Here is a 23,953-nt window from a genome sequence, read left to right on the forward strand (position 1 = left end):
TTTCGCGTTTGGCAGCCTCCTGTGGCGACTGGTTTTATTACAACGGGAAAAAACTGGTTGTGGGAAATCCTCAAAACGATGAAACGCGACGCGTTTCCTACGATGTTGAGATAAAATCCATCACCACCCGCAGCGGCCACACCATCGAGTTTGACGATACCGAAGGGGAGGAAAAAATCCATATTCGCGACAATGGCGGTTCGGTGATAACTTTCGATACGAAGGAGAAATCACTGTTTATATCTTCAAATGAGGACTTGAATCTGAGTGCAAAAAATATAAACATAGCAGCCGAGGAGAATATTAGCATCGGGGCCAAGAAGGATATAAGTATTTCAGCAGAGGGGAATATGCAAGCCTTATCAAAAGGAGATATGGCTATCCAGAGCGATGGAGACACTTCTGTTAGCAGCCAGGGAAATCTTGAAATGGAAGCAACATCAGATGCAAGCCTGAGTGGTTTAAAAGCTTTAATCAAAGGTGAGACAAATGCCGAATTGAACGCCGCTCAGATAAAAGTGGCAGGAAGTGCCATGGCTGAGTTTTCCGGAAGTATTGTTAAACTGAATTAAAAAGGACATTATGCCAGGACCAGCAGCAACAATTGGCAGCATGCATGTCTGCCCCATGTTAAATCCCGGAGTTCCACCCCCGCCGCATGTGGGAGGACCGGTCATGGGCCCGGGAGTACCAACAGTTTTAATTGGCGGAAAACCCGCCGCAGTAATGGGTGACACGTGTACGTGTGCCGGCCCGCCCGACACTATTGTGCAGGGCGAATCAACCGTTTTGATAGGTGGAAAGCCTGCCGCTACCGTGGGGAGCATGACAGCCCACGGCGGCTCGGTTACGGTGGGAGATCCCACCGTTTTGATCGGTACGGGAGTAAGTGCCCCTACAGCTATCTCACCGGTCAAAAGAATACCCTTTCCTGACATCTCACCTATTTTAAGAGCTGCTGCAGCAGTTACCGGTCGAGGATCAAGCCTTAAAGAAGCCGAAAGAAGCCAGAAGAAGCTGAAGGAGGAGGCCCGGGAAATGGATGAACAGGAAGAGAAACCCGGAATTTATGATTTGAGATGGACTAAAGAGGAAACTGTTATTAAAGATTCAAAAGAGCTGAAAGAGGTGGAAGTAGTAGCATCTGTATTCAATATTAACGAAGGAGAGACGGTCGATTTTACCATTGAAAGAGAACAAACCAATGGAGACATTCTTACAAAGGAGTTATCAGGAAAGGTTGAAAACGGAGAAGTAAGAGTAACCTGGCAAATTGAAAAAGAAAAATGTAATTAAAAAATTATGAGTGATATCCCTGATATAGCTCAATGCCGGGTGACCGCGAGCTACCAAAATGATAAAGCAACTGCAGAAGGTGAAATTTTAACCATCAAACCTACGACAGTTAGCTTGAGTTTTATGCGCTATATATCAGCAAAGGAAAACCGTAAAAGTTTTTTTGTATGGCCACAGCGCGAAACCCCGACCCAATATACCGTTGAGGATGTTCCCCTAATAGACGGGTGGAGCTATCGGCCAACCATTTTGAGAGAAGGCTATTTGTATGTTTATTATGAAAATAACCCTGATTTTTTTAAGGAGTTTAAGGTTGGAATTGGCGGAAACTTAACCAATATTGTTTCAGATTTGTCTGAAGATGTTCGATTGCCAAATGAGGGAAGAAGCAGGAAGTATTTGTGTATTTCTGTCGATGACATTGTCTGGATTGCCTTCTCCGAATATCAGTTAAGCGCCGGATAAATCGAGAAGCTGCGTGGCGATCAGTCGTTGAGAGAAAAGCGGATGCAAAAATTCGATGGCCCGTCTTGGGTGAATAATCGCAAGGCTACTGATTGCTATACTGTTGATGATGTTGATGCTTATTTTCCATTGGCAGATTACGAAACTCCTCCTGAACAAAAAAAGTCTCATGATTCTGTGTTTTGGACGCCTGGAACCATCAATAACTGGGAAGATATTTCAGCAATTCAACAATGGAAGTCCTATTACGACAACGTAGAAGCCATTGAAGAAAACCCCGATGAACGTGATGAAGTATTTTTTTGTTTGCACGACCCGCTGGGTTGCGCCGACGAATTGGGCATAGAGCTTCAGAACAAGTGGAACTTTATGGAAGCATTAATTGTGGCAATGCAAACCGGTCTTGATAGATACGTTACGTTAAAAGAAATAGTAAAGGGAGCCAAGAACCCGGAAAATGTAGGCAGTAAAGACTTAATAGCAAAGGCAAAGCTAATGCATTAATCTTTGCTTTTATTGTATCAGGCAGCCTTTTGTTCTGAGGAGAATGCAGATAAGTATGGCAAGCATCTCGATCAAAAAAGAATAGAGAAATTGCTGGCAAAAGAGGAACGTCAGCAATGCAGGACAGAAATTTTGGAGTCTAAAAATAGTCTCACCTCATTTTTGAAAAGCGATTATTATCAAAATGGTGTACTTGAATACAGTGCCCATACTCCAGAAATAAAACTGAATGGCAAAGCCAGATTTTCATTGCATTTGAGCAATCTTCAATACCGCGTTAATGCGAAGGATCATGTAAACAATTTAAGCGAAGATAATGAAGCAATTAGTAGGCAAAGTGACAGTGGCTATAGTTATGCAAAAGACACCTTTGAGAAGGGGCAGGGGATATTGTTTGAGAAGGTGAATATTGACCTTAAAAAAGGAGGGGACAATCTGATCAGGGTTGCCCTTGCATGGAATACTATGATTGGTGGAATAGCAGACTTTGCCAGAAAGTATCCGAAATTTTTAACCACCCAAATGAAAATGCTGAATGGGGTAAGAGTGTTTAGGAACGGTGAATTGATCGTCGATGAATGCTTTGATATTGTTACAATTCAAAAAGTGGTGAAAAACAAAAAGCCATTTTTGGATGCAGGAAAGCAAATGGTAAATATTACCGATGATTTATTGGAGGACCTTCGATTCTTAAGAGCTGTAGATGGCAGTGTCATTAACATTGAACAAGTGAGTATTTCTCAGAAATTCAATTTTGCTTTTCAAAGAGAGGGAAAACTGTATGATCTGGCAGACCATTTATCTAACTCTCTGGTCTGGAACAGGTTTGTGGCACAGATAGCCATAATAAATTTGGGAAGTGCAACCTTTCAATTATTTAAAGAATCCGATAAAAATCATGAATTATTTAGAAATGCAATAACAACACTATCATCAATTGCAGGAGTTGTTGAAACACAGACAACTTATAGAGTTTTATCAAAGCGATTGAATGGAGTGTACTCTAAGAAGGTTGCAGACGATTTATTAAAAGGACTTCCTACAAAAGCATGTGCAGTAGGCGTATGGTTTACTGCCGCCACAGACGCCATTGATGGAGATGTTAATCTATACAAAGGAGATGTCGATGCTGCAGCTATGCAAGGAATTGCGGCTATTTTGGGAACTGTAGCCGGCATTGGAATATGGAATGGATGGAACCCAGCCGGTTGGGTTGCCCTACTCGCTGCAGGAACAGCCTTCTCCATTCTATCTATTTTTTTTGAAGATGGCCTATTGGAAGAACTATGCAAATGTTGTCAATTCAGACAAAAGAAGTTCCTCGTTTTTTTTGATAGTGATGAATTTGATTTAGAGGGTTCTTTTGAAAAATCGATCAGACACCATCGAACTATGGCCCACACAATGGTAAAGCGAGGTTTTGAGCAATGGGCTGATTACATGTTCTTTTATGAGCGCCTTTCCGATGTTTTATTTGGTGGCATCGTGATTATAGAAAGCAAACCCAACGTTATTACATCCAGGGTAATTGGTTCAACCACCATTCGCGAACATTTCAAAAAGGAGTTGTATGTTAATATACACTTCAACATGGCAAAAATGTGTGTGGCAGATATTGAATTAGAAATCTATTTTTATCCTAATGGTATTATGGTTGGAGAAAGCGGTCTGCTACTTACCGAAGATCCAGGCAGAGGCAACTTGCGTATCATTGAACAAACGGATCTTGAGGCTGAGTACTTTGTAGCTTTGTTTGATATCCCAGAGGCCTATTTGCCAGATCCACAAAAACGAGTATTTCATAAAAATGCTGAAGTCTTAATCTTATGTCGTTGTAAGGATCATGCACACGCCTTTCCAATTGACCGGCATGGACAACCTCGATTCATTGCTGTCCGCGAAAAGCTGTATCGCGAAGAAACTATTGTTCATCAGGCAAGAACACCATTTAATTCTCGTTTATTGGATAAAGAAGAAAATGAAAGGGAGCAGCGATTGGTTAAGTCAGTTTTTGCCGGAGGGCAAATCCGTAGAGGTTTTAAAAATGAGCTAAAATCACCAATTGATTAAGAAAAAACATGTTTGATCTAAATAAACACTACAACCCAAACAGGCGGATTGAGCCAAAAGTTCCAAGGAACTGGAAAAAGAAGTATGTGGATCTTTGCATTTCTGAGTTACCGGGGCCGGCTGCGGTTAATAGGGACGATATTGAACCAGGAGCGATTTGCGCCTTTGAATACGCTAATGATAATTTTATAGTAAAAGATGTTTCAGATACCAGGAAAATGGATTTGTATTGGGCTTGGGGGTTTGTGGGAGCTTTTATATTTGTTCTGAGCATACCTTTAGTTGGTGGAAGGAAGTTTGATTCAGCCTTTATTTTGATAAGTTCATTCATAGGTCTATTTACAATACTACCCGCTCTATGGTTCTTCTATAAAGCATATTTCATTAAAAAAGAGCGTAAATTGATTTTTGATCGTCAAAGGGGTCTTGTTCAAGTTCCTGGTTCATTGAATGAGCCCGCTCAGTTAATGAGGTTTGAGGACTTGCATGTTGTTGTAGCTCTTGCGACTCGCTTCCAGGGGGGGGTATATTTACGTTTGTTTAAAAATAAAACACTGGCAGACAAGTTGGAAGGAGGCGTATTGTTTTCATTTGCTTATGGAACCTATTTGCAGTCTTGGAGCTATTTTGTTTGGTATATGGATAGAAACCGCCCCTTACCCCCCGGTGACGCACTTGACCCTTATCGCCAAAGAGATTATGAACGTCGCAGGGCTGAGGGCTTTCCACCACCCCTATATCCCTCTGCTTTTGAAACCCCTGAACATTTTACGAAAGAATTTCAGCTTCTGAATGAAAGAAACAAAATGACCCCGGGGAGATTCAATATCTCATTGAATGATGAACAGGGGATAGAAGTTGCTCCTGTTAAATCTGGCTATTACAACACTTAAGTACAATCTAATGGAGCCGAAGCAACGAATAAAAGTGTGCAAAACATGCTTAAATAGGGGATTTGATCCAAAAACGGGACTTATCTGTAGATTAACCGGACAGCCGCCTGAATTTATTAATTTATGCAAAGACTTTTCTGCCGATGAAATTGAATTAAAAAAGGAGGAGCAAATGGCGTCATTCGCATCCTACGCGTCAGGGCCGCTATCAAAAGATGCGCTTATGGTATTATTGACAGCTCTGTTAATGATTGTTGGGTTTCTTTTCGCGTGGGACGATTTATACTACAGCAATTTTGATGCAGGAATGGCAAAGTATTCTATAGCCGTCTATTGGACAGCAATGCCAATCCTTAGGATGGAGAAGGTGATTCTACTTCAGAGAACTTTTTACATTTCAGCTTTTATCAATCTGCTTTTCTTCAGTTTTATATCACTGGGAACCTATGGGTCTTCTGAGTTTAAATTTATATTCTCAATGTACTTAGGTATAGTGCTGTTTTATATCGTGGGTTACTTCCAAATCCGTAAACTAATAAAGGCGAGAAAACTAAAAGCTGACAGTACTAAAATGGAAGCACATTTCACAAATGACTATTACAATGTGTAGCTGTTTGGATATTCCAGTAATATTAACCCCTCTCTGGAAATGGTTCAAAGAACGTGACAGCCTGACAATATTACAACTACAGGAATTATCTGTCGGGGAAAGGATTCGAAAGATGGGCTGATTTTGAAGCGCTCTATGAATCTGTAATCGACGTTATGTCGGGGCCAAGTGTAACATCAATAATAGTACAAGTATTATCCCCACCGGAATGGGCGCTGTAATTACACCCGACTTTGAGGCCTTTAACATGCTTTTTGGAAAGCACATTAAGATTGGGACCCATCACGAATTAATTAACTGGTAATGGTTTTTCGCTTAAATATAGACAAAGAGCGAAACATTCATTTTCCCTATGACCTTTCAACGCAGAAAAATCGGTTTATGGGTGCCAGAACAAAAGTAAAGTATTCAAACCCAATCGGTTTGTTTGATGGTCTGGAGGCCTTGGCCATAGGTAACACCCGCAGTGCGGTAAGAATTGATGAAGAAACGGAACTCCTGTCTTCCAAAAATTGGTAAATAATTTAAAAATGAAACGAGCATGGAGCTTTGATTTCTCAAAACTGCCACAAAAGGCCATGGATAAAGAAATTGCGAGTTCCATCAGACCAATAACTTAGATAAATTTTATACTGATGAAACGAGCATGATATTTTTTAAATATAAATCACAAGAGAACATGTTTAAAAAATATTATGCGAGAGCGAAGCGGTTCCATTCGTTCTCAAATTTTTAATTAGTTTTTTTATCAGATAATTACAAAATTTTAAACGAATGAAACGAAAGAGAAAAAAGAATACAAAAGAAAGTTTGTATCGGGAGATTACCCATCATCATCGGGTAGGCACCAGCACAAAGGGGTATTTGCCTCATGAAATCAAGGAAATGCCTGCATTTGCATTCGATCCGGATAAACATGACAGGTTTTATGTTGATGAAGATATTTGGGAATCGCCAGCTTTGCCAAAGCTTGGAGCAAAAATTATGATGGGCGTGTTTTTGATATTCATTTTAATTTTTTTAACAAGCGAAAATGAATGGATTTTCTTCGAGACCTTATTATTCATTGGCTCCTGCATTGGTTTTTTGGTAAGTGTAGTCTATTATTTTACTATGCCCAAAAAGGAAATGATTTTTGACCGGAAACGAGGAGTAGTAACTTTACCGGGGACTATGTGGGCTAAAAGCTTCACCATGGAATTCTATAAAGTAGATTTTACTTTCAGCACTGGTGGTCACAACGGGATTGGCGCTTATCAATTGAGATATCTGGGGCCTAAAACGTTGGGCGCTATTGGCTTTGGTGGGGATTGTTATCAGGATCTTTCTTACCTGACGTGGTATATGGACCGAAACCGACCCCTGCCCCCGGGGTCTATGTTTGATGCTTTCCGGGAACGTGATTTTCAGCGCCGTAAAGCGGAGGGGTTTCCGCCTCCCTTGTATCCCAGTAAAATACCCACTCCCGAGGCTACCCCTGAACAACAAAAAGAGCGTAACAGATATTGGTATGATGAGCATTACCGAAATTTTGGTACAAACATGGAAAAGAGAAAGAAGTTGGTTCCGGCTGAAAGATGGATAAACCGTATTAAATCGTCCTGAATTATTTTGGTCGGCAGTGCAAGTGAATTTATGATTGTGAATGTGGATTGGGACAAGTTCTAACGGGAGTTACAGCAATCCTTTGCACCTGGGAGGCCATTGAATCATTCAATTCCGGTGATGTGAATGCCGGGATGGCTTTGATGTGGGCAGGTGGGGCAGTGGTACAGCGGCCGGTTACTCCGCATACAAATTGGTCACTGGCTCCAGTGCGGGTCCTTTTTGCTTCTACCCTGTTGTCAACAGGGGCCATTGCAGCCGGTTCAACTTTAGCAGTTGTGGCATCACCTGCTGTTATAGCGGTAGCAGCGATTGGAGCAATAGGATTTGGTTTGTTTGCAGCCTTTTTTCTTGAAGATAATCCTTTGGAACAGTTGGTGAAAAATTGTCTTTTAAACGATATGGGAGGTCTCTTTACTTTCAAACTAAATGAAGTACTTAGAGAAATTAAGGAGGGCTCTGCAGCAGAGGTAGTGCAAAACCATCACTGGTACATACAGGCACCAGAGCCCTACGAATTTCGTGGGGAACAGCCGGCGCCTATATTGGGGTGGCCATTGACGTTGTAGATGGTGTAGAAGCCTGGAGCGATAGAGATTACGATGCCATGTCGTGTAGCATTGTGAGTGCTTCGGCAGGTTTATCAAGTTTGGCCATCGCTGCCTTTTATGCTAAGGCATCTTGGGCAGGCTGGGCTGGCTTGTCTCTGGCAACCATTGCTATCGGCACAAAATTTTTATATGCTTATTTTAAAGATACGCCATTTGAAGGCTTCGTTAAAAAGACCATGCTTTACGATTCGTTTAGGTATGAGTTGAAAGATGAGCTGTTTTTAAGTATTCAGGAATTGGGACAAGAGAAATATAGGCGAAAATCTCTGGAGGCCATGACCAATAAAGACGAGTTGTACATGGACGTCAGTTATTTGTTGGAAGAGTTTATTTACCTTCATAGCTTCTTGTTTAATTTTGAGCCCCAACTTTCCTTTATAAAAAAATCGGTGCCCGTATTAAACGCATATGGAAAACTTATTGATCATCGACCGGTAATAACCGAAACGATGTTGAATGTAAGCAGCGATCTCTCATTGCTTGCTGCAGATATTCAAGAAATAGAAATTGAATCTTATTTTGTAAAAGATAATCTTGACCTTTGGTTTGGCTATCAGGAGGAGCCAACCCCGCTTTTTAAAAACAATAGCTATGAGACGCTTTTTATTTCGAGAGATGTTGCCCATAAGTTGAGCAATCATTTAGCATTGACAAATGATGAAAGGAAATACATATCTGAACGACAAAGGTATAATGGTATTGAAGAAACAGACCTTGCGAACAGTCGATTTAAATTTAGCTATCGAAAAAACTAGGTGAACTTACAAGTTTTGATGGAAAAAGCTTAGGATTTGTCGGTGCAGAGCCCATCGCAGCAGTACATGGTGATGACAACCATTATTTGGTACTAATGGTTAAAATGAAAACTTCGGCTGGTCATTTCATCCCGATGCCACACAGCACCACAAAGGAAGAAAGATGGCTTTGTTATACTTATGCCTCCACACTATCCAGACGGGCAAATTCAGCTAAATTAACCTTTAAAGAGAGTGGCATTTATACAAAGAATAAATTCTGGAAGAAAACTATCTAAACTGATAATTAATGAAACTAAGTAAGTCTGCCAGAATTTCGCTGGCAATAACAACAGGAATATTAACATTGGTGGTCAATGTGGTGCTTTTTATGGGTGCTTTTTTTGTTAATGGTGCAATTGAACCATATTTAGAACGGCCTGGGTTATATGAATTAAACAAAAGGATTGATGCAGAGGAAAATGAAGAAAAGCAGGTTAAACTTGGATATGAATGCAAATCACTTGAGAGCAGAGACTTATCTGCTTTCGAGAAAGCTTTTCTGGGCCTGCTCCAAGGCTCAGTTTTTATTCTTGCCATAGCGGTTCTGCTCTTTGGGTTTGCACTCATATTTAAAATTGCCCCCTCTAAGGATTTATTTTACAGAGGCATTCACAGTCGTAAATTTAGATTGGATAAGCAGATGTTGGCCGAGGCGGAGAACCCGGGAATTTACAAATTTCATCGGGTCGATGATGAATACTTTGTTTTCAGTAAGCCCAAACTGCGCAGGAAACTAATCAGAACTTTCGTAATCTGGACCCTTATCACCACCGTGGCCTTTGTCGGTCTTTATGATCCCAACACCGTAGAAATAATAGGCTTACCTGTAGCAGCTCTCTTAATAACCCTGGCCATATTTTTAAGAATGGTATTGCCGGCACCCCAACTGGTTTTTAATCGTTTAAAAGGGCAGGTGAGTCTTAAAGGCAATATCGTCAACCCCGGATTTACTGCCAATTTTGATAAAATCGCTCCCTCCATGATGTATGGTGAATTAATGGCCATAGCACATCCGAAATTGGCTTATGGAATACTCGCTTTTGGTGCTTACGACCAAAGCACATGGAGTTTTTACATCCAGTACATGGATAAAAATCGCCCTTTGCCTCCGCACAAAGATTTTGATTTATATCGCGAGAAGGATTTCAGCGTCGCAAGAAGAAAAAATTCCCAAAACCGTTGTATAGAAGTCGTATTCCTACACCGGAGGCCACTCCCGAACAGCAGGCTGAGCGGGAAAGGTATTGGAAGGGGTAATGTTTTGGCGTTAACGGCGGTTTTGTAAGTGCAGGAATAATTTAATAACCCTTTGGATGGTGAGAGGAGACTTGTTACAACTTTTCGGTTTTATATTTCAATTATTTTTTCTTATTTTGATGTAACTCTGTATAACACTTTGTGCCGTGAATTTTTGGTTGGTAGATTAAGTGGTTGACAGATAAAACAGTACTGTTTTAAATGAAAAATATATGAGTAGAATCGAAGAATCAGAATTAATCATAAATCCGGACGGCTCCGTTTTTCACTTGCATATAAAGCCCGGAGAACTGGCAAAAAATATCATTCTTGTGGGCGATCCGGGACGGGTTGATACCGTTGCTTCGTCCTTTGACAAAACGGATTATCATAGTACCAACAGGGAGTTTGTTTCACGAACCGGAACTTATAAGGGAACTCCCGTAACAGTTTTATCAACAGGTATTGGGACCGATAACATCGATATTGTGCTGAATGAACTGGATGCTTTGGTGAATATTGATTTTGAAAGCCGCACCATAAAAGAAGAAAAGACCTCTCTTAATATTGTTCGAATAGGAACCTCCGGATCTTTGCAAAAAGATCTGCCGGTGGACAGTTGGTTGTTGAGTCATAAGGCCATTGGTTTCGATGGATTGCTTAACTTTTATGATGGGTGCGAAGGGATTTGTAATCTGGGTTTTGAGAAAAAACTGATGGAAGAGACCGGATGGTCGGAAAGGTTAACAAAACCTTATGTGGTGGAAGCTTCCGATAAGCTTTTTAACCTTTTGGACGCTCCAATTGTTTATAAAGGGGTAACCATTTCTGCTCCGGGGTTTTACGGACCTCAGGGAAGGGTTTTGCGATTGCCGTTGAAGGATGCTCAAATAAATGATAAATTGTCCGCATTCAGGTATGAAGATGAGCGTATTACCAATTATGAAATGGAATGTTCGGCTATTTATGGTTTGTCAAAACTAATGGGGCATCATGCAGCTACTGTTTGTGCAATTATTGCCAACAGGAAAGCGGGAGCATACAGTAAAGACTATAAACCGGTCATAAAATCACTGATCCAGTATGTGCTGGACAGGTTGGCGCATTAAGGTTTTTATTTATGGAAAAAAACAGGATAAAGGCGTTAATTACTTTGCTGGATGATCCCAACCAGGAAATCTTTGATTCCGTGGAAAGTGAATTGATGAAAGCCGAGGTTGAGATTGTTCCGGAGTTGGAGAAGGCCTGGGAAGAGCACCCCGAGGGGGTATTTCAGCACCGGATTGAGAACATTATACATTCTTTGCAATTCAGAGATGTAAAAAAGCGTTTTCGGGCGTGGGTGGCATTCAACGGTGAAGATCTTCTGACGGGGGCCTGGCTGGTGGCGAAGTACCAATATCCTGAACTTACCTTTGAAGAGGTTGATGAGGCCATTAGCAACCTGCGAAAAGATGTATGGCTCGAACTGAATGAGCACCTTACAGCTTTGGAGAAGGCACGAATCCTGAATCATATTTTATTCGATGTTCATGGATTTTCGCGCAACAACAGTAATTTCCTTTCGCCGCAGAACTCATTTATATGTGATGTTTTGGATACACGGAAAGGCAATCCAATTTCTTTGTCTATAATCTACTCGGTAATAGCAAACAGGCTGGGACTTCCGGTGTACGGAGTCAATCTGCCAAAGAATTTTATTTTGGCTTATATGGATCATCCCGACTCCTTGTTGACACAGAACTCTGGTGATGAATCATCTGTCCTTTTTTACATCAACCCGATAAATAAAGGGGCAGTACTGGGACGTAAGGAGATTGAACATTTTATTAAGCAACAGAAACTGGAACCCAGAGATTCTTATTTCGAACCGTGTTCTAATCTTGACATTATTCGACGGGTACTGAACAATCTGGTGTTAGGTTATGAGCATACGGGGCAGTTGGTTAAAATTGAGGAGATACGGGAGCTGATATCCATTATGGATGAACATTAGATCTGCTGTTGATTGCTGTTGTGTTCACAGATTAGAGTTTGCAATTTCTCCTTAAGGTTTGGCGGGAAACAGATAGCCCGGTTGGTTGATACCCTTTTGATAATTGGACACTAAAGAATAAATATTGAACCTTTTAAAAATAAATAAAACGGATGATAAATAAAGTTTTTGAAGACCTCTATCCTGAAAAGGTGTGGGAGTATTTTGATGAGATTTGCCGGATTCCCCGGCCATCCAAGCATGAAGATAAAATAGTTGAGTGGCTGCTTGACTTTGCAAGAAAACATGATCTGGAATCTAAAAGAGATGAAATTGGTAATGTGCTTATTTGCAAACCGGCCACATCCGGCATGGAGAATAAAAAAACAGTGATTCTACAATCGCATGTGGACATGGTGGGTGAGAAGAACAATGATAAGAAGCATGATTTCTTCAAAGATCCGATTGTGCCCGTGCGAGACGGAGAGTGGATAAAGGCCGATGGAACAACCCTGGGAGCTGACGATGGTATTGGAATGGCAGCTCAACTGGCCTTGCTGACATCCGAAAATATTCCGCATCCTGCACTGGAGTGTCTTTTTACGGTGGATGAGGAAACCGGTTTAACTGGTGCATTCAACCTGGAGGAAGGGTTCTTTGAGGGCAGGACACTTATAAATCTGGACTCGGAGGATGAAGGGGAACTCTTTATCGGATGTGCCGGAGGTATTGACACGCTTGCCCGTTTTAAACCGGAATATGTGGATACGCCTGCTGCCCACACCGCTATCGAGATTTCCGTGACGGGTTTGAAAGGGGGGCATTCCGGTGATGATATTCATAAAGGACTGGGAAATGCAAATAAGATTTTGGTTCGTTATCTGTGGCTTATGGCGCGTGATTATGATTTCAAAGTCTCACGGATAGAGGGCGGAAATCTGAGAAATGCCATTGCCAGAGAAGCCTCTGCTTTAGGCGTGGTGCCTTCCAAATATAAAGAGGAGGCAAGGGTGATGTTGAACCTTCTTACACATGAGGTAGAGCAGGAATTGAGATTGACGGATCCGGGTGTAAAGCTCCGACTGGGATCAACCGATCTTCCGGAGAAAGTTTTCTCTGCCGGGTTTCAACAAAAACTGCTTTATTCGCTTTATGCCTGTCCGCATGGAGTGATGGAATGGAGCAGAGAGATTGAAGGATTGGTGGAGACATCTACCAACCTGGCTTCCGTGAAAATGTTGGAAAATGAAATATTGGTAACTACGAGTCAGCGCAGTTCGGTGGAGAGTGCACGCGACAATATTGCCAATATGGTAGAGAGTGTTTTTAGCCTGGCTGGTGCCAAGGTGGAACATTCCGATGGCTATCCGGGATGGGAGCCTGATATGAATTCTCCTGTTCTTAATGTGGCTGTTGCTGCTTATCACCAGCTTTTCGGACAAAAGCCAGAGGTAAAGGCCATTCATGCCGGATTGGAATGTGGCTTGTTTCTTCAGAAATATCCCGATATGGACATGATTTCAATCGGGCCTACCATCAAAGGAGCCCACTCTCCCGATGAACGGTTGCACATTGAAACCGTCCGAAAATTCTGGGATCACTTATTGCTTATGTTAAAGTCGTAAAATCTTTACCTAAGAGGCCTGAATTGTTTGAATTCAGGCTTCTTCCCTTTTGTATGCATCTCTTTAATCAGTAAATCTTTGGCTGAACAGGATGCGCATCCACCGCCACACGCTCGTCCATTATCTGAAAATATGGCTTTCCAGAATGAATAAATGGTATAGGCAAAGGCTCCACTCACCGCTATTCCTGTTAAAATCTCCTGTATCATAATAACCCTTTCTTTGTAATCTTTCTACTCAAAACTCAAAACTCAAAACAACTGCCCCACCTGATAAATTATCAGTGACAAAAAATAGGCCAGTCCCGTGGTATAGAAAATGGTAAAAAGTGCCCATTTCCAAGAACCTGCTTCCTTTTTAATTGCGGCAATTACCGCCACACAGGGAAAGTATATCAGAATAAATATCAAAAACGAAATGGCCGATAGTGTTGTAAATACCGGAGTTCCATCGGGATATTTATCATTCTTTATCTGTTCTATCAACTGGGCATTGCCACTTGCTTCAGCATCATCGGTTTGATATAGCACCGCCATGGTACTTACCACAATTTCTTTGGCTGCCACCCCACTAAGCAGGCTGACACCCATTTTCCAATCAAATCCCAACGGCTGAATGGCAGGCTCAATACTTTTTCCTATTCGCCCGATGTAGCTGTTCTCGTGACGAACTTTTTCCTGTATGTGATTTAACTCGGTCAGTTTTTCCTGCTTTTCTGCTTCCAGTTTCCCCGATAATTCAGCAGATGAATGTTGTTTAAGGGCAGAATATTTATCTACCAGTTCCTGTTTCTGGGTTTCAATGGCTTCGGTTTGTTCGTTAGCTCTCGGGTAGTATCCCAGAAACCAGATGATTATTGAGGCAACCATGATTACGCCTCCCATTTTTTTCAGGTACTGGCTTCCTTTGAACCACATATGTCTGGTGGTACTCTTCAATGTTGGCAACCGGTAAGGTGGCAGCTCCATAACAAAAGGAGTATCTGACTTTTTAAACAAAAACCGTTTGAAAATTCTGGCGACAATGACCGCCAGTGCAATTCCTGTTCCATAAAGTAAAAACAATACGGTACCCGGATGTTCAGGGAAGAAAGCACCTATCAGCAAAATGTAAACCGGTAATCGGGCGCTGCACGACATAAATGGATTGATCAGGATGGTCAGCAACCTGTTGTTACGATCTTCAATGGTACGCGTGGCCATGATTGCCGGCACATTGCAGCCGAATCCCATAATCAGGGGAATAAAGGATTTTCCATGCAGTCCGATTTTGTGCATCACTTTATCCATTATGAAGGCTGCCCTGGCCATATAACCGGTGTCTTCCATAAAGGATATAAAGAAAAACAATATCAGAATGTTTGGGAGAAACACAATAACTCCGCCTACGCCTCCAATGATTCCGTCAACGATGAGGTCGGTAAATGGTCCGGGGGTCAGTATCGAGGATGCCCATTGCGAAAGCATCGCTACTCCTTCCTCTATCCATCCCATCGGGTATTCTCCCAGCCGGAAAGTGGCCTGAAACATCAACCAGATAAAAAAGAAGAAAAAAGGAAATCCAAAGAGGCGGTGAGTCAGGACCGAATCTATAACATCGGTTTTACGCCTGCGTTGCTGAGGATTTTCTTTGTAGGTTTCTTTCATGGCCCCTGCAATAAATCCGTAACGGGCATCGGTAATCACGGTTTCGGTATCCTCCTGGAAGAGGCTTTCCAGTTTTGCTCTTTGTTTCTCTGCTTCATTTATGATTGATGAAAAACCTCCGGCATTTACCTTGTCCTTGAAAACATGGTCTTTCTCCAATAGCTTGATGGCCAGAAAACGAGGCGATACATTACTTGATATTTCGGGATATTCGGCAGCAATCTGTTCTATGGCTCCAATCGCTTTTTCGATGTTCTCGCCATAATTAATCTTTACTCTGCGTGCCTGTTCTGCTTTATCCTCATAAACCTGAACGACCGTTTTAAACAGATCGTCAATTCCTGTCCCTCTGGAGCCCACTGTGGGAACAAAGGGAATATCCAGCATTTTGCCAAGGAACGTGTAGTCAAGTTTATCACCTTTTTTCTGAAAATCGTCATACATATTCAGTGCCACCACGGTTCGTACATCCATGTCGATGAGCTGTGAGGTCAGATAGAGGTTGCGTTCCAGATTGGAAGCATCCACCACATTGATGATGATGTCGGGCAACTCCTGGCTGATGTGCTCCCGCACAAAAACTTCCTCCGGACTGTATGCCGAAAGGGAATAAGTTCCGGGAAGATCGGAAACTTTTAAAGTATAGTCTTTGTAATGAAAATTCCCGCTTTTGATGTCGATGGTAACGCCACTGTAATTTCCTACGTGTTCGTTGGCACCGCTGGCCTGATTGAAGATGGTGGTCTTGCCGCAATTGGGGTTTCCAACCAAAGCAACATTGATGGTTTTTCGTTTTTTGGTAGCAGTTCGCGCCAGTAAATCGTCGGTAAAGGTGCCATGAAAAGAGGTAGTCTCCATCTCTTCTGCCTCTTTCCGGGATATGACCTCAATCAAGGATGCCTCACTTCTGCGGAGCGAGACTTTGTAGCCCATAATGCCGTATTCGATGGGATCTTTCAACGGTGCATTTTTGATGACCGTTACTTTTTTTCCCCGCACAAACCCCATTTCTATTATGCGTTTCCGAAAGGCACCATGTCCCTTGACTTTTACTATTACTCCTTCCTGTCCGTTCGTTAACTCTGATAAGTTCATATATGGTAAAAACGTTCTTTTTAACTAGTTGTACTTTATTGTCCAGCAAATACCTCTGATGGGTGGTTGCTGTTTTCAATCTGTTTATATCGTACTTGTCTTATATATAAGGTAGGTTAGGTACTTTTCTTCTAATTTAAAGTTTTCAAAAATAGCAAAAGGTCATTGCACCGACAATCCCAACTTTTGGGGATTTTTTTGATGACCATCGTTCAAAATGGCAGTTTTATCATGTAATATCTGACGTGATGACAGAAGCATGGTTCAAAACATTTAAGTAACCTTTTAGTTATACTTTTGGTAAGATAATTGAACAGATCAAGAAAAAAGGAGGATGCATGGACTTTTCAGGGACTTTTGAAGATTTTCAGAAAGTAATCAGGGAGAATGGGGGCGATATTCAGATTATGGAGCGTGAGGTTGGTCTTGATACCCAGATGGCCTATATGCGTATGGCCAAGGAGGTAAAGAAGAATCTCTCACCTCATAAGGCGATGGCGGGAAGGTTTGAACTGTGGGATGAAAATTCCTCTGCCAAAAGCAAAAGATATCGTTTGGCAACCATTGCTTCTTTGGGTAGCCCGGATGCCATCAGAACACTTCAGAGTTATCAGGAATCTCCGGACAGGGGGTTGGAAGATTGGACATACCTGGCACTTCAGGAATGTAAACTGATTTTCCAGGCATCCATGCTTGATCATCCGCCGATGTTTATTTCCACGGGGCTGGGTGGACATGGTCAGCAGCTTCGTTTTTTCGGAGCTTTTTTCTCCGACGATGGTCAGCCCTTTGAGGATACCAGAAAGAAAGTTATTTCCGGTGAGGTTGAATATATGTTTAGTAAGTTCGGAGGTAAACTTGAATTTTTGGCTTTTTCGGGTCAGTTTGTAACATTTTGGGGTTTGGTTCCCATTGATGTTTCGCTCAATGAGAAGGTTCAGGCGGCTATCGATGAGTCTAACCTGTTGGGGGCAGGATTGAGAAAAGATTTTGTTCTGACAAATGTAAAGAAGTTAACCTTTAATGAATTAGGAGGGATTCTTGAGAAGATAAAAAGTGGTAAATTGGGACAGAGTAACGGAGAACAACCATTTTAAGGATTAAAAAAAAACGAGGCCGGAAATTATCCGGCCCTCGTTTTTTGTTCACTAAAATGACGCTCTATTTGCTGAGATCTTCGAAGTCAACATTGGTGTATTCGGCCGCTGAAAGAGAGTCTGCAGTTTCCTGTTCTTCCTCTTTGGGCCCTTCTTCGGTATAGACTCCCTGTTCGGCCTGGATGAAATCAATCACCTCTTTCAGACCATCAGCAAATTTTGCAAAGTCTTCCTTGTAAAGGAATAATTTGTGTTTCTCGAAGCGAAAACGTCCGTCATCTTCAAAACGCTTCTTACTTTCGGTAATGGTCAGGTAATAATCATTCTTCCGCGTAGCCTTTACATCAAAAAAATAAGTACGTTTCCCGGCTCTTACCGCTTTTGAAAAGATGTCATCCCTGTCATTTCTCTTTTTGTCAAAGTCATCTTTTTTGTCAAATCCTTCCATCTTAAAATAAATTTTTTTGAGTAAGAAAACATTGTGTTTCTCCCGGTCAAAAATGGCAATAATTTTTTAAAATAACCAAAGATTGTTTACAAAATTATTCTAAAATTTAAACTCTTTAACTACAGATTTGTTGTTTCTTCCTGATGTGACCTGATAATTTGGGTTTTTTATCTTCTCTCAAATATGAATCATTGTCATAATTGGTTGATAAATCAGGTTTGTAAAAAAAGTGTTTTTCCTTCAACTCGGAATTATTCCGGGCAAAGAAACTGTTTATTTGATATTTGACAGAGACAACAGGCTGCTTTGCATACGATTAACTGTTTTGACAGGTTGGGGATGGCTTGTTTTCGATAAAGTGGAGAAGATAATTGCAGTAAAAAAACGTCATCGCGAGGGCTAAGTCCGAAGCATTCTCTAAACATACACACGTCACTATAAACTTAAGCCTTTTTTAATCATAATTATCTCATGAGGTTGTGTTTACAAAATTATGATGTGAGCGCGGAGCGGTTCCATTCATTCTCAAATTTTTAATTAGGATTTTAGCAGATAATTACAAAATTTTAAACGAATAAATGTATAGAAACGCGATTTTATTTAGTTTGGTAATCAGTCTGTTGGGTTGAATTGGATGCTGTTTTTGCTAAATAAACAATTCCTACCTTGTGCAAAATAAAAAAAGACCTACTTTTGTGGTTGAAAAATTATCAGAAGTAACAAAAGTTCTTTAACGAATGCTTAGTAGAAGACTGCTCCGAGTGAAAGTGATGCAAACAGTTTATGGTCATTTCAGGGGAGGTGAAAGCACCATCCAACAGACCGAAAAAGAATTGTTTCACAGTATTTCAAAATCTCATGAACTTTACCATTTACTCTTATTGTTGATTCTCGATGTTCGTGACTTTGCCGAGAAACGCATTGAGAACGGCCTGAACAAAAAGAGACCTGCTTACGAAGACCTTCATCCCAATAAAAAGTTCATCAACAACCGGGTGATTCTTCAGCTTAGAGAGAATAAGCAGTTGCTCAGCTATATCGATGCAACCGGTCTTTCATGGAATAATAATGAGCAATACATTAAAGATGTATATAAACTCATCCTGGAATCTGATCTGTATAAACAATATATGGAGAGTGATTCTGATGATTATGAATCAGATCGAAAGTTTATTTCCAAGCTTTTTGAAAAGGTTATAGGTCAGTATCTTCCTCTTTATTCTTTGTTTGAAGAACAGAGTATCTTCTGGAATGATGAAGCGGAGTTTGTCGTGAGTATCGTCGTGAAAACACTTAAAGAGTTTGAAGAGGAGAAAGCCGAAGATCAGCCACTTCAGAAGGAGTTTAAAGATGATGAGGACAGGGGATTTGTGAAAACGCTTTTGCGGAAAGCAATTGTGAACAATGAGGATTATCAGGCGTTGATTAAGAAGTTTTCCCGTAACTGGGAGCTCGACCGTGTCGCCTATCTCGATATCGTTCTGATGCAAATAGCCATTGCTGAGGTGATGGAGTTTCCCGAAATTCCCGTTAAGGTTACCCTTAATGAGTATATTGAGATTGCAAAACACTATTCTACTCCCAAGAGCGGAAACTTTATCAATGGGCTTCTTGATAAAATTATAATTCATCTGAGATCAGAAGAAAACCTGATTAAACTTGGAGATAATGGTGGTAAAACAGAAGAATAGTCTTTTTCTTCCAATGTTTGCTCTTCTGCTGATGATTTGGGGGTGCAATGCCGCTCAAAAGCAGGAAAAGGCTGAATCTGAAGGCGGGGAAGAAACAGAGGCATTTGGGGGAAATCCCGAATTTGAAGCATTGGAGCATAACTTTGGTAAGCTTAGTTATGGTGAAGAGGTGGGAGCCAGGTTTGGGTATAAGAACAACGGTGAAGGCTTACTGATGATAGAGAGAGTGGTTACCGGTTGCGGATGTACTGTGGCCGAATATTCTGAGAAGCCGTTGCAACCGGGCGAAACCGGGTTTGTGGAGGTTATCTTTGACAGCCGTGGTAAAAGAGGATCTCAGTTTCAGGAAGCCCGGGTTTTCTTTCGGGGTCATAAAACGCCGGTACGGTTATCCATTTTTGCTGAAGTCGGTAAAAATTAATTATATTGCAAAATTATTTTTCGGAACTGTTTTTCCTTTTTTTGGTCTGATAGTTCAGGAATAGTATAGAACCAAAATTTATTGATATTATGATGAGTTTGTTTTTACAAGCAGCAGGAGAAGGTAGTCAGGGTGGCATGTTGATGCAACTATTGCCTTTTCTTTTAATTATTGTGGTGTTTTATTTCTTTATGATTCGCCCTCAGGTTAAAAGACAAAAAGAGTTGAGAAAATATCGTGAAAGCCTTAAAAAAGGTGATAAAGTGGTGACTACCGGTGGTATTTACGGAAAAGTGACTGAGGTTAAAGAAAGTCATGTGGTAATTGAAATTGCCAACGATGTGAATATCAAAGTGGATAAAGCCGGGATTATCATGGATATGTCCGATGCTGCAAAAAAGTAACAGCTGCTGGCTGATTCTTTGAAATTATTGTTTTATAGAAGGTCAATGATTATTTTTGTCAATCATTGGCCTTTTTTAGTAGGGTTGATTCACAAAAACAAAACGTATGAGTTTTCTTTTGTAGGTTGTTTTTTGTAAATCATCTCAATATCTTGTGAAGGCTTACTAATAAAAAATTGTCTGTATGTCTTGGAGCGGTTTTCTTGATTATCTGCAAAATCTCAGGGGCAACCTTTGGGAATGGTTTGACAGGGTTCGGCAGGATCGCAACGTAATTGTGTTTCTTATTTTTCTGATTATTTCTACAGGATTCTGGTTTCTGAATGCGCTTCGAAAAGATTATACCGCCACATTGGTTTATCCGGTAAAGTTTGAGAATATACCGGAGGATAAGATGCTCCCTGATGCTCTGAAAAAGAAGATTTTCCTCAAAGTTAGGGCCGGTGGGTTTGTTATTCTAAGGTATCAGCTCAGCAATACATTTCTTCCGCTTACATTTGATGTCTCTGAGATGAAATCATTTTCTTCCGGTAATGAGCATGGAGTTTATACCATCACAAAAGAGGGACATAATCGAATTGTCGGCCAATTATCCCAGGGCATGGAGTTGATCGAGATTGAGCCTGATACATTGTTTGTGCCGCTTATGGAGAGAGGCAATGCAAAGGTGCCTGTATTAATTGAGTCTCACCTGACCTTCGAAAAACAGTTCCTTCAAAGCGGACCGGTGGTTTTAAACCCCGATTCGGTCGAGATTTTCGGTCCTAAAAGCATAATTGATACATTAAATTATGTAACTACCCGGCCGCTTGTGTTCGAAAGTCTTTCAGACACGGTGGCTACAATGGTTAATATTGAACTTCCATCTCAGATTAAATCTCCGGTCAAACGGGTTAATGCCATGATTCCGGTGGAACCTTTTACGGAATTGAATGTGAGTGTACCTTTGCGAATTAATGGACTTCCCGATAGTTTGCGGATTAAAACTTTCCCTTCCGAAATACAAATCTCCTACAGGGTGGGGATTAGTAAATATGAGAAAATTGACAGAAACATGTTTCGTGCGGTGGTGGACCTTGAGAAGGTTTTCGAAGAAGGGGGTGCGGATCGTTTAAAAGTAAGGATGGAAAGAGTGCCGGATGGTGTGGAATCGTTTAACTTTTCTCCCATCTTTGTGGAATATTTATTGGAAAAAAAACGATAAGGTTTGATTAAGGTAGGTGTTACCGGAGGTATAGGCAGTGGGAAAACCACTATATGCCGGATATTTGAGTCATTCGGAGTCCCGGTTTATTATGCAGATGTTCGTGCAAAAGTATTGATTGTTGAGAATGAAGAACTGCGTTCCAGATACAGACAATTGTTTGGGATGGATGTTTATTTTCGTGATGGGCAACTAAACCGGCAGCTGGTGGCAGAAAAAATTTTTAATGACCGGGCACTTCTCCAACAGGTTAATAATCTTGTTCACCCGGTTGTGCGTCGCGATTTTGAGGATTGGTGCAGTCAGCAAACAGCTCGATATGTGATTGAGGAAGCTGCTGTTTTAATTGAGAGCGGGGGAAGTAAATATATGGATAAAGTGGTTCTTGTTTCTGCTCCTGATGAAATAAGAATTGAACGTGTGATGGCGCGCGATGGTCATTCCAGAGCAAAAGTGGAGGAAAGGGTTAACAATCAATGGAGGCAGGAACAGTTAAGGGAGTTTTGTGATTTTGAAGTGACAGCAGATGAGTATCAACTGGTGATACCTCAGGTTTTAAAAATACATAATGAATTGATAGGATAATGGGATTTTTAGGTTCTTTGATAGGTTTTGGATTAGGATGGTGGGTTTTTGGCCCTGTTGGGGCTTTGATAGGTATGTTTCTTGGAAGTCAGGCTGAGGCAGTTACCTCGGAAGGACAGCGAGCCGCAGGCATGAGTGGCGGAACTGCCCGGGACGGATTTGTGATTTCTTTGCTTGTGCTGATGGCCGCAGTTATGAAAGCCGATGGTAAGGTTTTGCGCTCCGAACTGGACTATGTGAAAGTTTATTTGCGTAATATGCTCGGTGAGGAAAAGGCCAAAGATGCACTGAATGTATTGCGTGATCTGATGAAAAAGGATATTCCCATAGTAGAGGTGTGTCACCAGGTTCGTGTGAATGTTGGGTACGATAGCCGGGTGCAATTGCTGCATCTTTTGTTCGGTCTGGCAAAGGCTGATGGACAACTCAATACAGTGGAGGTTCAGATGATTCAACGGATTTCCGGGTTGCTGGGAGTCTCTTCGTCCGATTATCAGGCTGTGCTTAATATGTTTTATGACAATGTTGAGGCAGCTTATAAAGTATTGGAAATCTCATCCTCCGCAACAAATGAGGAAATAAAGAAGGCCTATCGCAAAATGGCCGTTCGGTTTCATCCCGATAAGGTGAGCCATTTGGGCCCGGAGTTTCAGAAATCAGCCAATGAAAAATTTGCCAGAGTAAACGAGGCATATAATAAAATAAAAAAGGAGAGGGGGATGAATTGATACATCCTCTGCTTTGTCATATTAATGTTTGTATTATTTTTGCAGCCTTAATTTAAATCTGAAGGAACATGTTGAAAGGAATTCTTGCAATTTCAGGGAAGCCCGGGCTTTTCAAAATGATTACGAATGCTAAAAACAGCATTATTGTGGAGTCGCTTATTGACGGGAAAAGAACACCGGCTTATGCAACCTCCAAGATCAGCTCACTCGAGGACATATCCATCTTTACAGTTGATGGCGATACAAAACTTGCTGATGTCTTTGTAAATATTTTTGAGAAGAGTCTGGATGTAAATCCTAAAAAAGCCTCTTCAAAGGAACTAAAGGACGCTTTTGGGCAGGCATTACCTGATTATGATGATGAAAGAGTTTATGTTTCTGACATCAAGAAAGTGTTTGCCTGGTATAACCTGCTTAAAGAAAAAGAGGTGATTTCTGCCGATGCTATTGAAGCTTACAAGAAGGGTGAGGATGAGGAGAACGCCGAAGAGAATACCGAGGAAAACGAAGATTGATAAAATTTACATTCTGATTAACTGAATGTTATAATTTTATTTGATTTTTATTGCTCTTTTTATTTGGAAAAGCGGGAAACAATGCGTTATCTTTGCACCCGCTTTGCAAGAGAGACCAAGGGGTCCGAGCGAAAAAGCAGAGCAATCTTTTTGGAGTAAGAGCTGACGAGATCAGCACTTGAAAAAAAGATGAAAAATAATTTTGGCGAAGAAAAATATTTGATTTATCTTTGCACTCGCTTTTGAAAAAAAGCAGGCATCCCGAAGGGGGCCATCGGCCGGTACAGACGATTCACGAATCGTCTCACAGAGGCAAAAAAAGATCTTTGAAATTATTAATGCAAAACCAAAAACAAGGTAAAAGCGGATCCACAAGTCAATTTCAATAATTTGGAGTCGGGATTTTTTGTTTGAGGATATGTTCTTAAAAGA

General features: G+C 41.1%; 26 protein-coding genes. 23 read left to right on the forward strand and 3 right to left on the reverse strand.

From position 1 onward, the window contains the following. The 15 genes from BY457_RS19105 to BY457_RS18180 all read left to right on the forward strand — a co-directional run. Nucleotides 1–572: hypothetical protein (locus BY457_RS19105; protein WP_219885186.1), on the forward strand; the 572-nt coding region annotated here is incomplete at its 5' end. A 10-nt stretch (nt 573–582) separates the two neighbouring features. Continuing rightward, nucleotides 583–1,296 (forward strand): PAAR domain-containing protein, encoded by a 714-nt coding sequence (locus BY457_RS18120; RefSeq protein WP_106154746.1) that lies wholly within the window; start codon nt 583–585, stop codon nt 1,294–1,296. 6 nt (nt 1,297–1,302) lie between these two features. Next, nucleotides 1,303–1,761 (forward strand): toxin VasX, encoded by a 459-nt coding sequence (locus BY457_RS18125; RefSeq protein ID WP_106154747.1) that lies wholly within the window; start codon nt 1,303–1,305, stop codon nt 1,759–1,761. A 42-nt stretch (nt 1,762–1,803) separates the two neighbouring features. Further along, the gene (locus BY457_RS18130; protein WP_106154748.1) at nt 1,804–2,265 is read left to right on the forward strand and encodes a hypothetical protein; all 462 of its coding nucleotides are present in this window, start codon (nt 1,804–1,806) and stop codon (nt 2,263–2,265) included. A 12-nt stretch (nt 2,266–2,277) separates the two neighbouring features. Further along, nucleotides 2,278–4,335, forward strand: coding sequence for a hypothetical protein (locus tag BY457_RS18135; RefSeq protein WP_106154749.1), 2,058 nt, complete (start codon nt 2,278–2,280; stop codon nt 4,333–4,335). 8 nt (nt 4,336–4,343) lie between these two features. After that, the gene (locus BY457_RS18140) at nt 4,344–5,228 is read left to right on the forward strand and encodes a hypothetical protein (protein ID WP_106154750.1); all 885 of its coding nucleotides are present in this window, start codon (nt 4,344–4,346) and stop codon (nt 5,226–5,228) included. Between the two features lie 10 nt (nt 5,229–5,238). Continuing rightward, nucleotides 5,239–5,838 (forward strand): hypothetical protein, encoded by a 600-nt coding sequence (locus BY457_RS18145; protein WP_106154751.1) that lies wholly within the window; start codon nt 5,239–5,241, stop codon nt 5,836–5,838. Between the two features lie 303 nt (nt 5,839–6,141). Next, on the forward strand, nt 6,142–6,357 hold the full coding sequence (locus BY457_RS18925) for a hypothetical protein (RefSeq protein ID WP_146131012.1): 216 nt from the start codon (nt 6,142–6,144) through the stop codon (nt 6,355–6,357). A 255-nt stretch (nt 6,358–6,612) separates the two neighbouring features. Beyond that, complete coding sequence (locus tag BY457_RS18150; protein WP_106154752.1) at nt 6,613–7,443, forward strand: hypothetical protein; 831 nt, start codon at nt 6,613–6,615, stop codon at nt 7,441–7,443. A 47-nt stretch (nt 7,444–7,490) separates the two neighbouring features. Then, nucleotides 7,491–8,012 carry a hypothetical protein gene (locus BY457_RS18155; protein WP_106154753.1) on the forward strand — a complete coding sequence of 174 codons (522 nt, stop codon included), beginning with the start codon at nt 7,491–7,493 and terminating at the stop codon, nt 8,010–8,012. Next, nucleotides 7,994–8,809, forward strand: coding sequence for a hypothetical protein (locus BY457_RS18160; RefSeq protein ID WP_106154754.1), 816 nt, complete (start codon nt 7,994–7,996; stop codon nt 8,807–8,809). Before BY457_RS18155 ends, BY457_RS18160 begins: the two co-directional genes overlap by 19 nt. 289 nt (nt 8,810–9,098) lie before the next feature. Further along, nucleotides 9,099–10,136, forward strand: coding sequence for a hypothetical protein (locus BY457_RS18165; RefSeq protein WP_106154755.1), 1,038 nt, complete (start codon nt 9,099–9,101; stop codon nt 10,134–10,136). A 184-nt stretch (nt 10,137–10,320) separates the two neighbouring features. Then, nucleotides 10,321–11,196, forward strand: a complete 876-nt coding sequence (locus tag BY457_RS18170) for a nucleoside phosphorylase (protein WP_106154756.1) — start codon at nt 10,321–10,323, stop codon at nt 11,194–11,196. Nucleotides 11,197–11,207: 11 nt separating this feature from the next. Next, nucleotides 11,208–12,083, forward strand: a complete 876-nt coding sequence (locus BY457_RS18175) for a transglutaminase-like domain-containing protein (protein ID WP_106154757.1) — start codon at nt 11,208–11,210, stop codon at nt 12,081–12,083. Nucleotides 12,084–12,235: 152 nt separating this feature from the next. Further along, nucleotides 12,236–13,687 (forward strand): aminoacyl-histidine dipeptidase, encoded by a 1,452-nt coding sequence (locus BY457_RS18180; RefSeq protein ID WP_181256534.1) that lies wholly within the window; start codon nt 12,236–12,238, stop codon nt 13,685–13,687. Between the two features lie 5 nt (nt 13,688–13,692). On the opposite strand, the gene BY457_RS18185 is transcribed toward BY457_RS18180, so the two are convergent. Together BY457_RS18185 and feoB are read right to left on the reverse strand one after the other, a co-directional pair. Beyond that, on the reverse strand, nt 13,693–13,896 hold the full coding sequence (locus tag BY457_RS18185; RefSeq protein WP_106154758.1) for a FeoB-associated Cys-rich membrane protein: 204 nt from the start codon (nt 13,894–13,896) through the stop codon (nt 13,693–13,695). A 42-nt stretch (nt 13,897–13,938) separates the two neighbouring features. Continuing rightward, nucleotides 13,939–16,428 (reverse strand): ferrous iron transport protein B, encoded by a 2,490-nt coding sequence (feoB, locus tag BY457_RS18190; protein WP_106154759.1) that lies wholly within the window; start codon nt 16,426–16,428, stop codon nt 13,939–13,941. A 338-nt stretch (nt 16,429–16,766) separates the two neighbouring features. On the opposite strand from feoB, the gene BY457_RS18195 reads away from it, so the two are divergent. Next, nucleotides 16,767–17,525, forward strand: a complete 759-nt coding sequence (locus BY457_RS18195) for a hypothetical protein (RefSeq protein WP_106154760.1) — start codon at nt 16,767–16,769, stop codon at nt 17,523–17,525. A 64-nt stretch (nt 17,526–17,589) separates the two neighbouring features. On the opposite strand, the gene BY457_RS18200 is transcribed toward BY457_RS18195, so the two are convergent. Further along, the gene (locus BY457_RS18200; RefSeq protein ID WP_010665003.1) at nt 17,590–17,973 is read right to left on the reverse strand and encodes a DUF3276 family protein; all 384 of its coding nucleotides are present in this window, start codon (nt 17,971–17,973) and stop codon (nt 17,590–17,592) included. A gap of 737 nt (nt 17,974–18,710) precedes the next feature. Here BY457_RS18200 and nusB point away from each other — a divergent pair. The 7 genes from nusB (at nt 18,711) to BY457_RS18235 (ending at nt 23,521) form a co-directional block, all read left to right on the forward strand. Beyond that, the gene (gene nusB / locus BY457_RS18205) at nt 18,711–19,664 is read left to right on the forward strand and encodes a transcription antitermination factor NusB (protein ID WP_106154761.1); all 954 of its coding nucleotides are present in this window, start codon (nt 18,711–18,713) and stop codon (nt 19,662–19,664) included. Further along, on the forward strand, nt 19,642–20,085 hold the full coding sequence (locus BY457_RS18210) for a DUF1573 domain-containing protein (RefSeq protein WP_106154762.1): 444 nt from the start codon (nt 19,642–19,644) through the stop codon (nt 20,083–20,085). The genes nusB and BY457_RS18210 overlap by 23 nt, the downstream gene beginning before the upstream one ends. 89 nt (nt 20,086–20,174) lie before the next feature. Next, a complete protein-coding gene (gene yajC / locus BY457_RS18215; protein WP_010665006.1) occupies nt 20,175–20,489 on the forward strand; it encodes a preprotein translocase subunit YajC in 315 nt (104 codons plus the stop codon). Nucleotides 20,490–20,673: 184 nt separating this feature from the next. Next, nucleotides 20,674–21,693, forward strand: a complete 1,020-nt coding sequence (locus BY457_RS18220) for a hypothetical protein (RefSeq protein WP_106154763.1) — start codon at nt 20,674–20,676, stop codon at nt 21,691–21,693. Between the two features lie 3 nt (nt 21,694–21,696). Further along, nucleotides 21,697–22,278, forward strand: coding sequence for a dephospho-CoA kinase (gene coaE / locus BY457_RS18225; RefSeq protein WP_106154764.1), 582 nt, complete (start codon nt 21,697–21,699; stop codon nt 22,276–22,278). Then, the gene (locus tag BY457_RS18230) at nt 22,278–23,006 is read left to right on the forward strand and encodes a TerB family tellurite resistance protein (protein ID WP_106154765.1); all 729 of its coding nucleotides are present in this window, start codon (nt 22,278–22,280) and stop codon (nt 23,004–23,006) included. The genes coaE and BY457_RS18230 overlap by 1 nt, the downstream gene beginning before the upstream one ends. A gap of 68 nt (nt 23,007–23,074) precedes the next feature. Then, on the forward strand, nt 23,075–23,521 hold the full coding sequence (locus BY457_RS18235; RefSeq protein WP_106154766.1) for a DUF5606 family protein: 447 nt from the start codon (nt 23,075–23,077) through the stop codon (nt 23,519–23,521). Nucleotides 23,522–23,953 lie beyond the last annotated feature (432 nt).

Origin of the sequence: Marinilabilia salmonicolor, from assembly GCF_003003035.1 — a bacterium.
GTDB classification, from domain to species: Bacteria; Bacteroidota; Bacteroidia; order Bacteroidales; family Marinilabiliaceae; genus Marinilabilia; species Marinilabilia salmonicolor_A.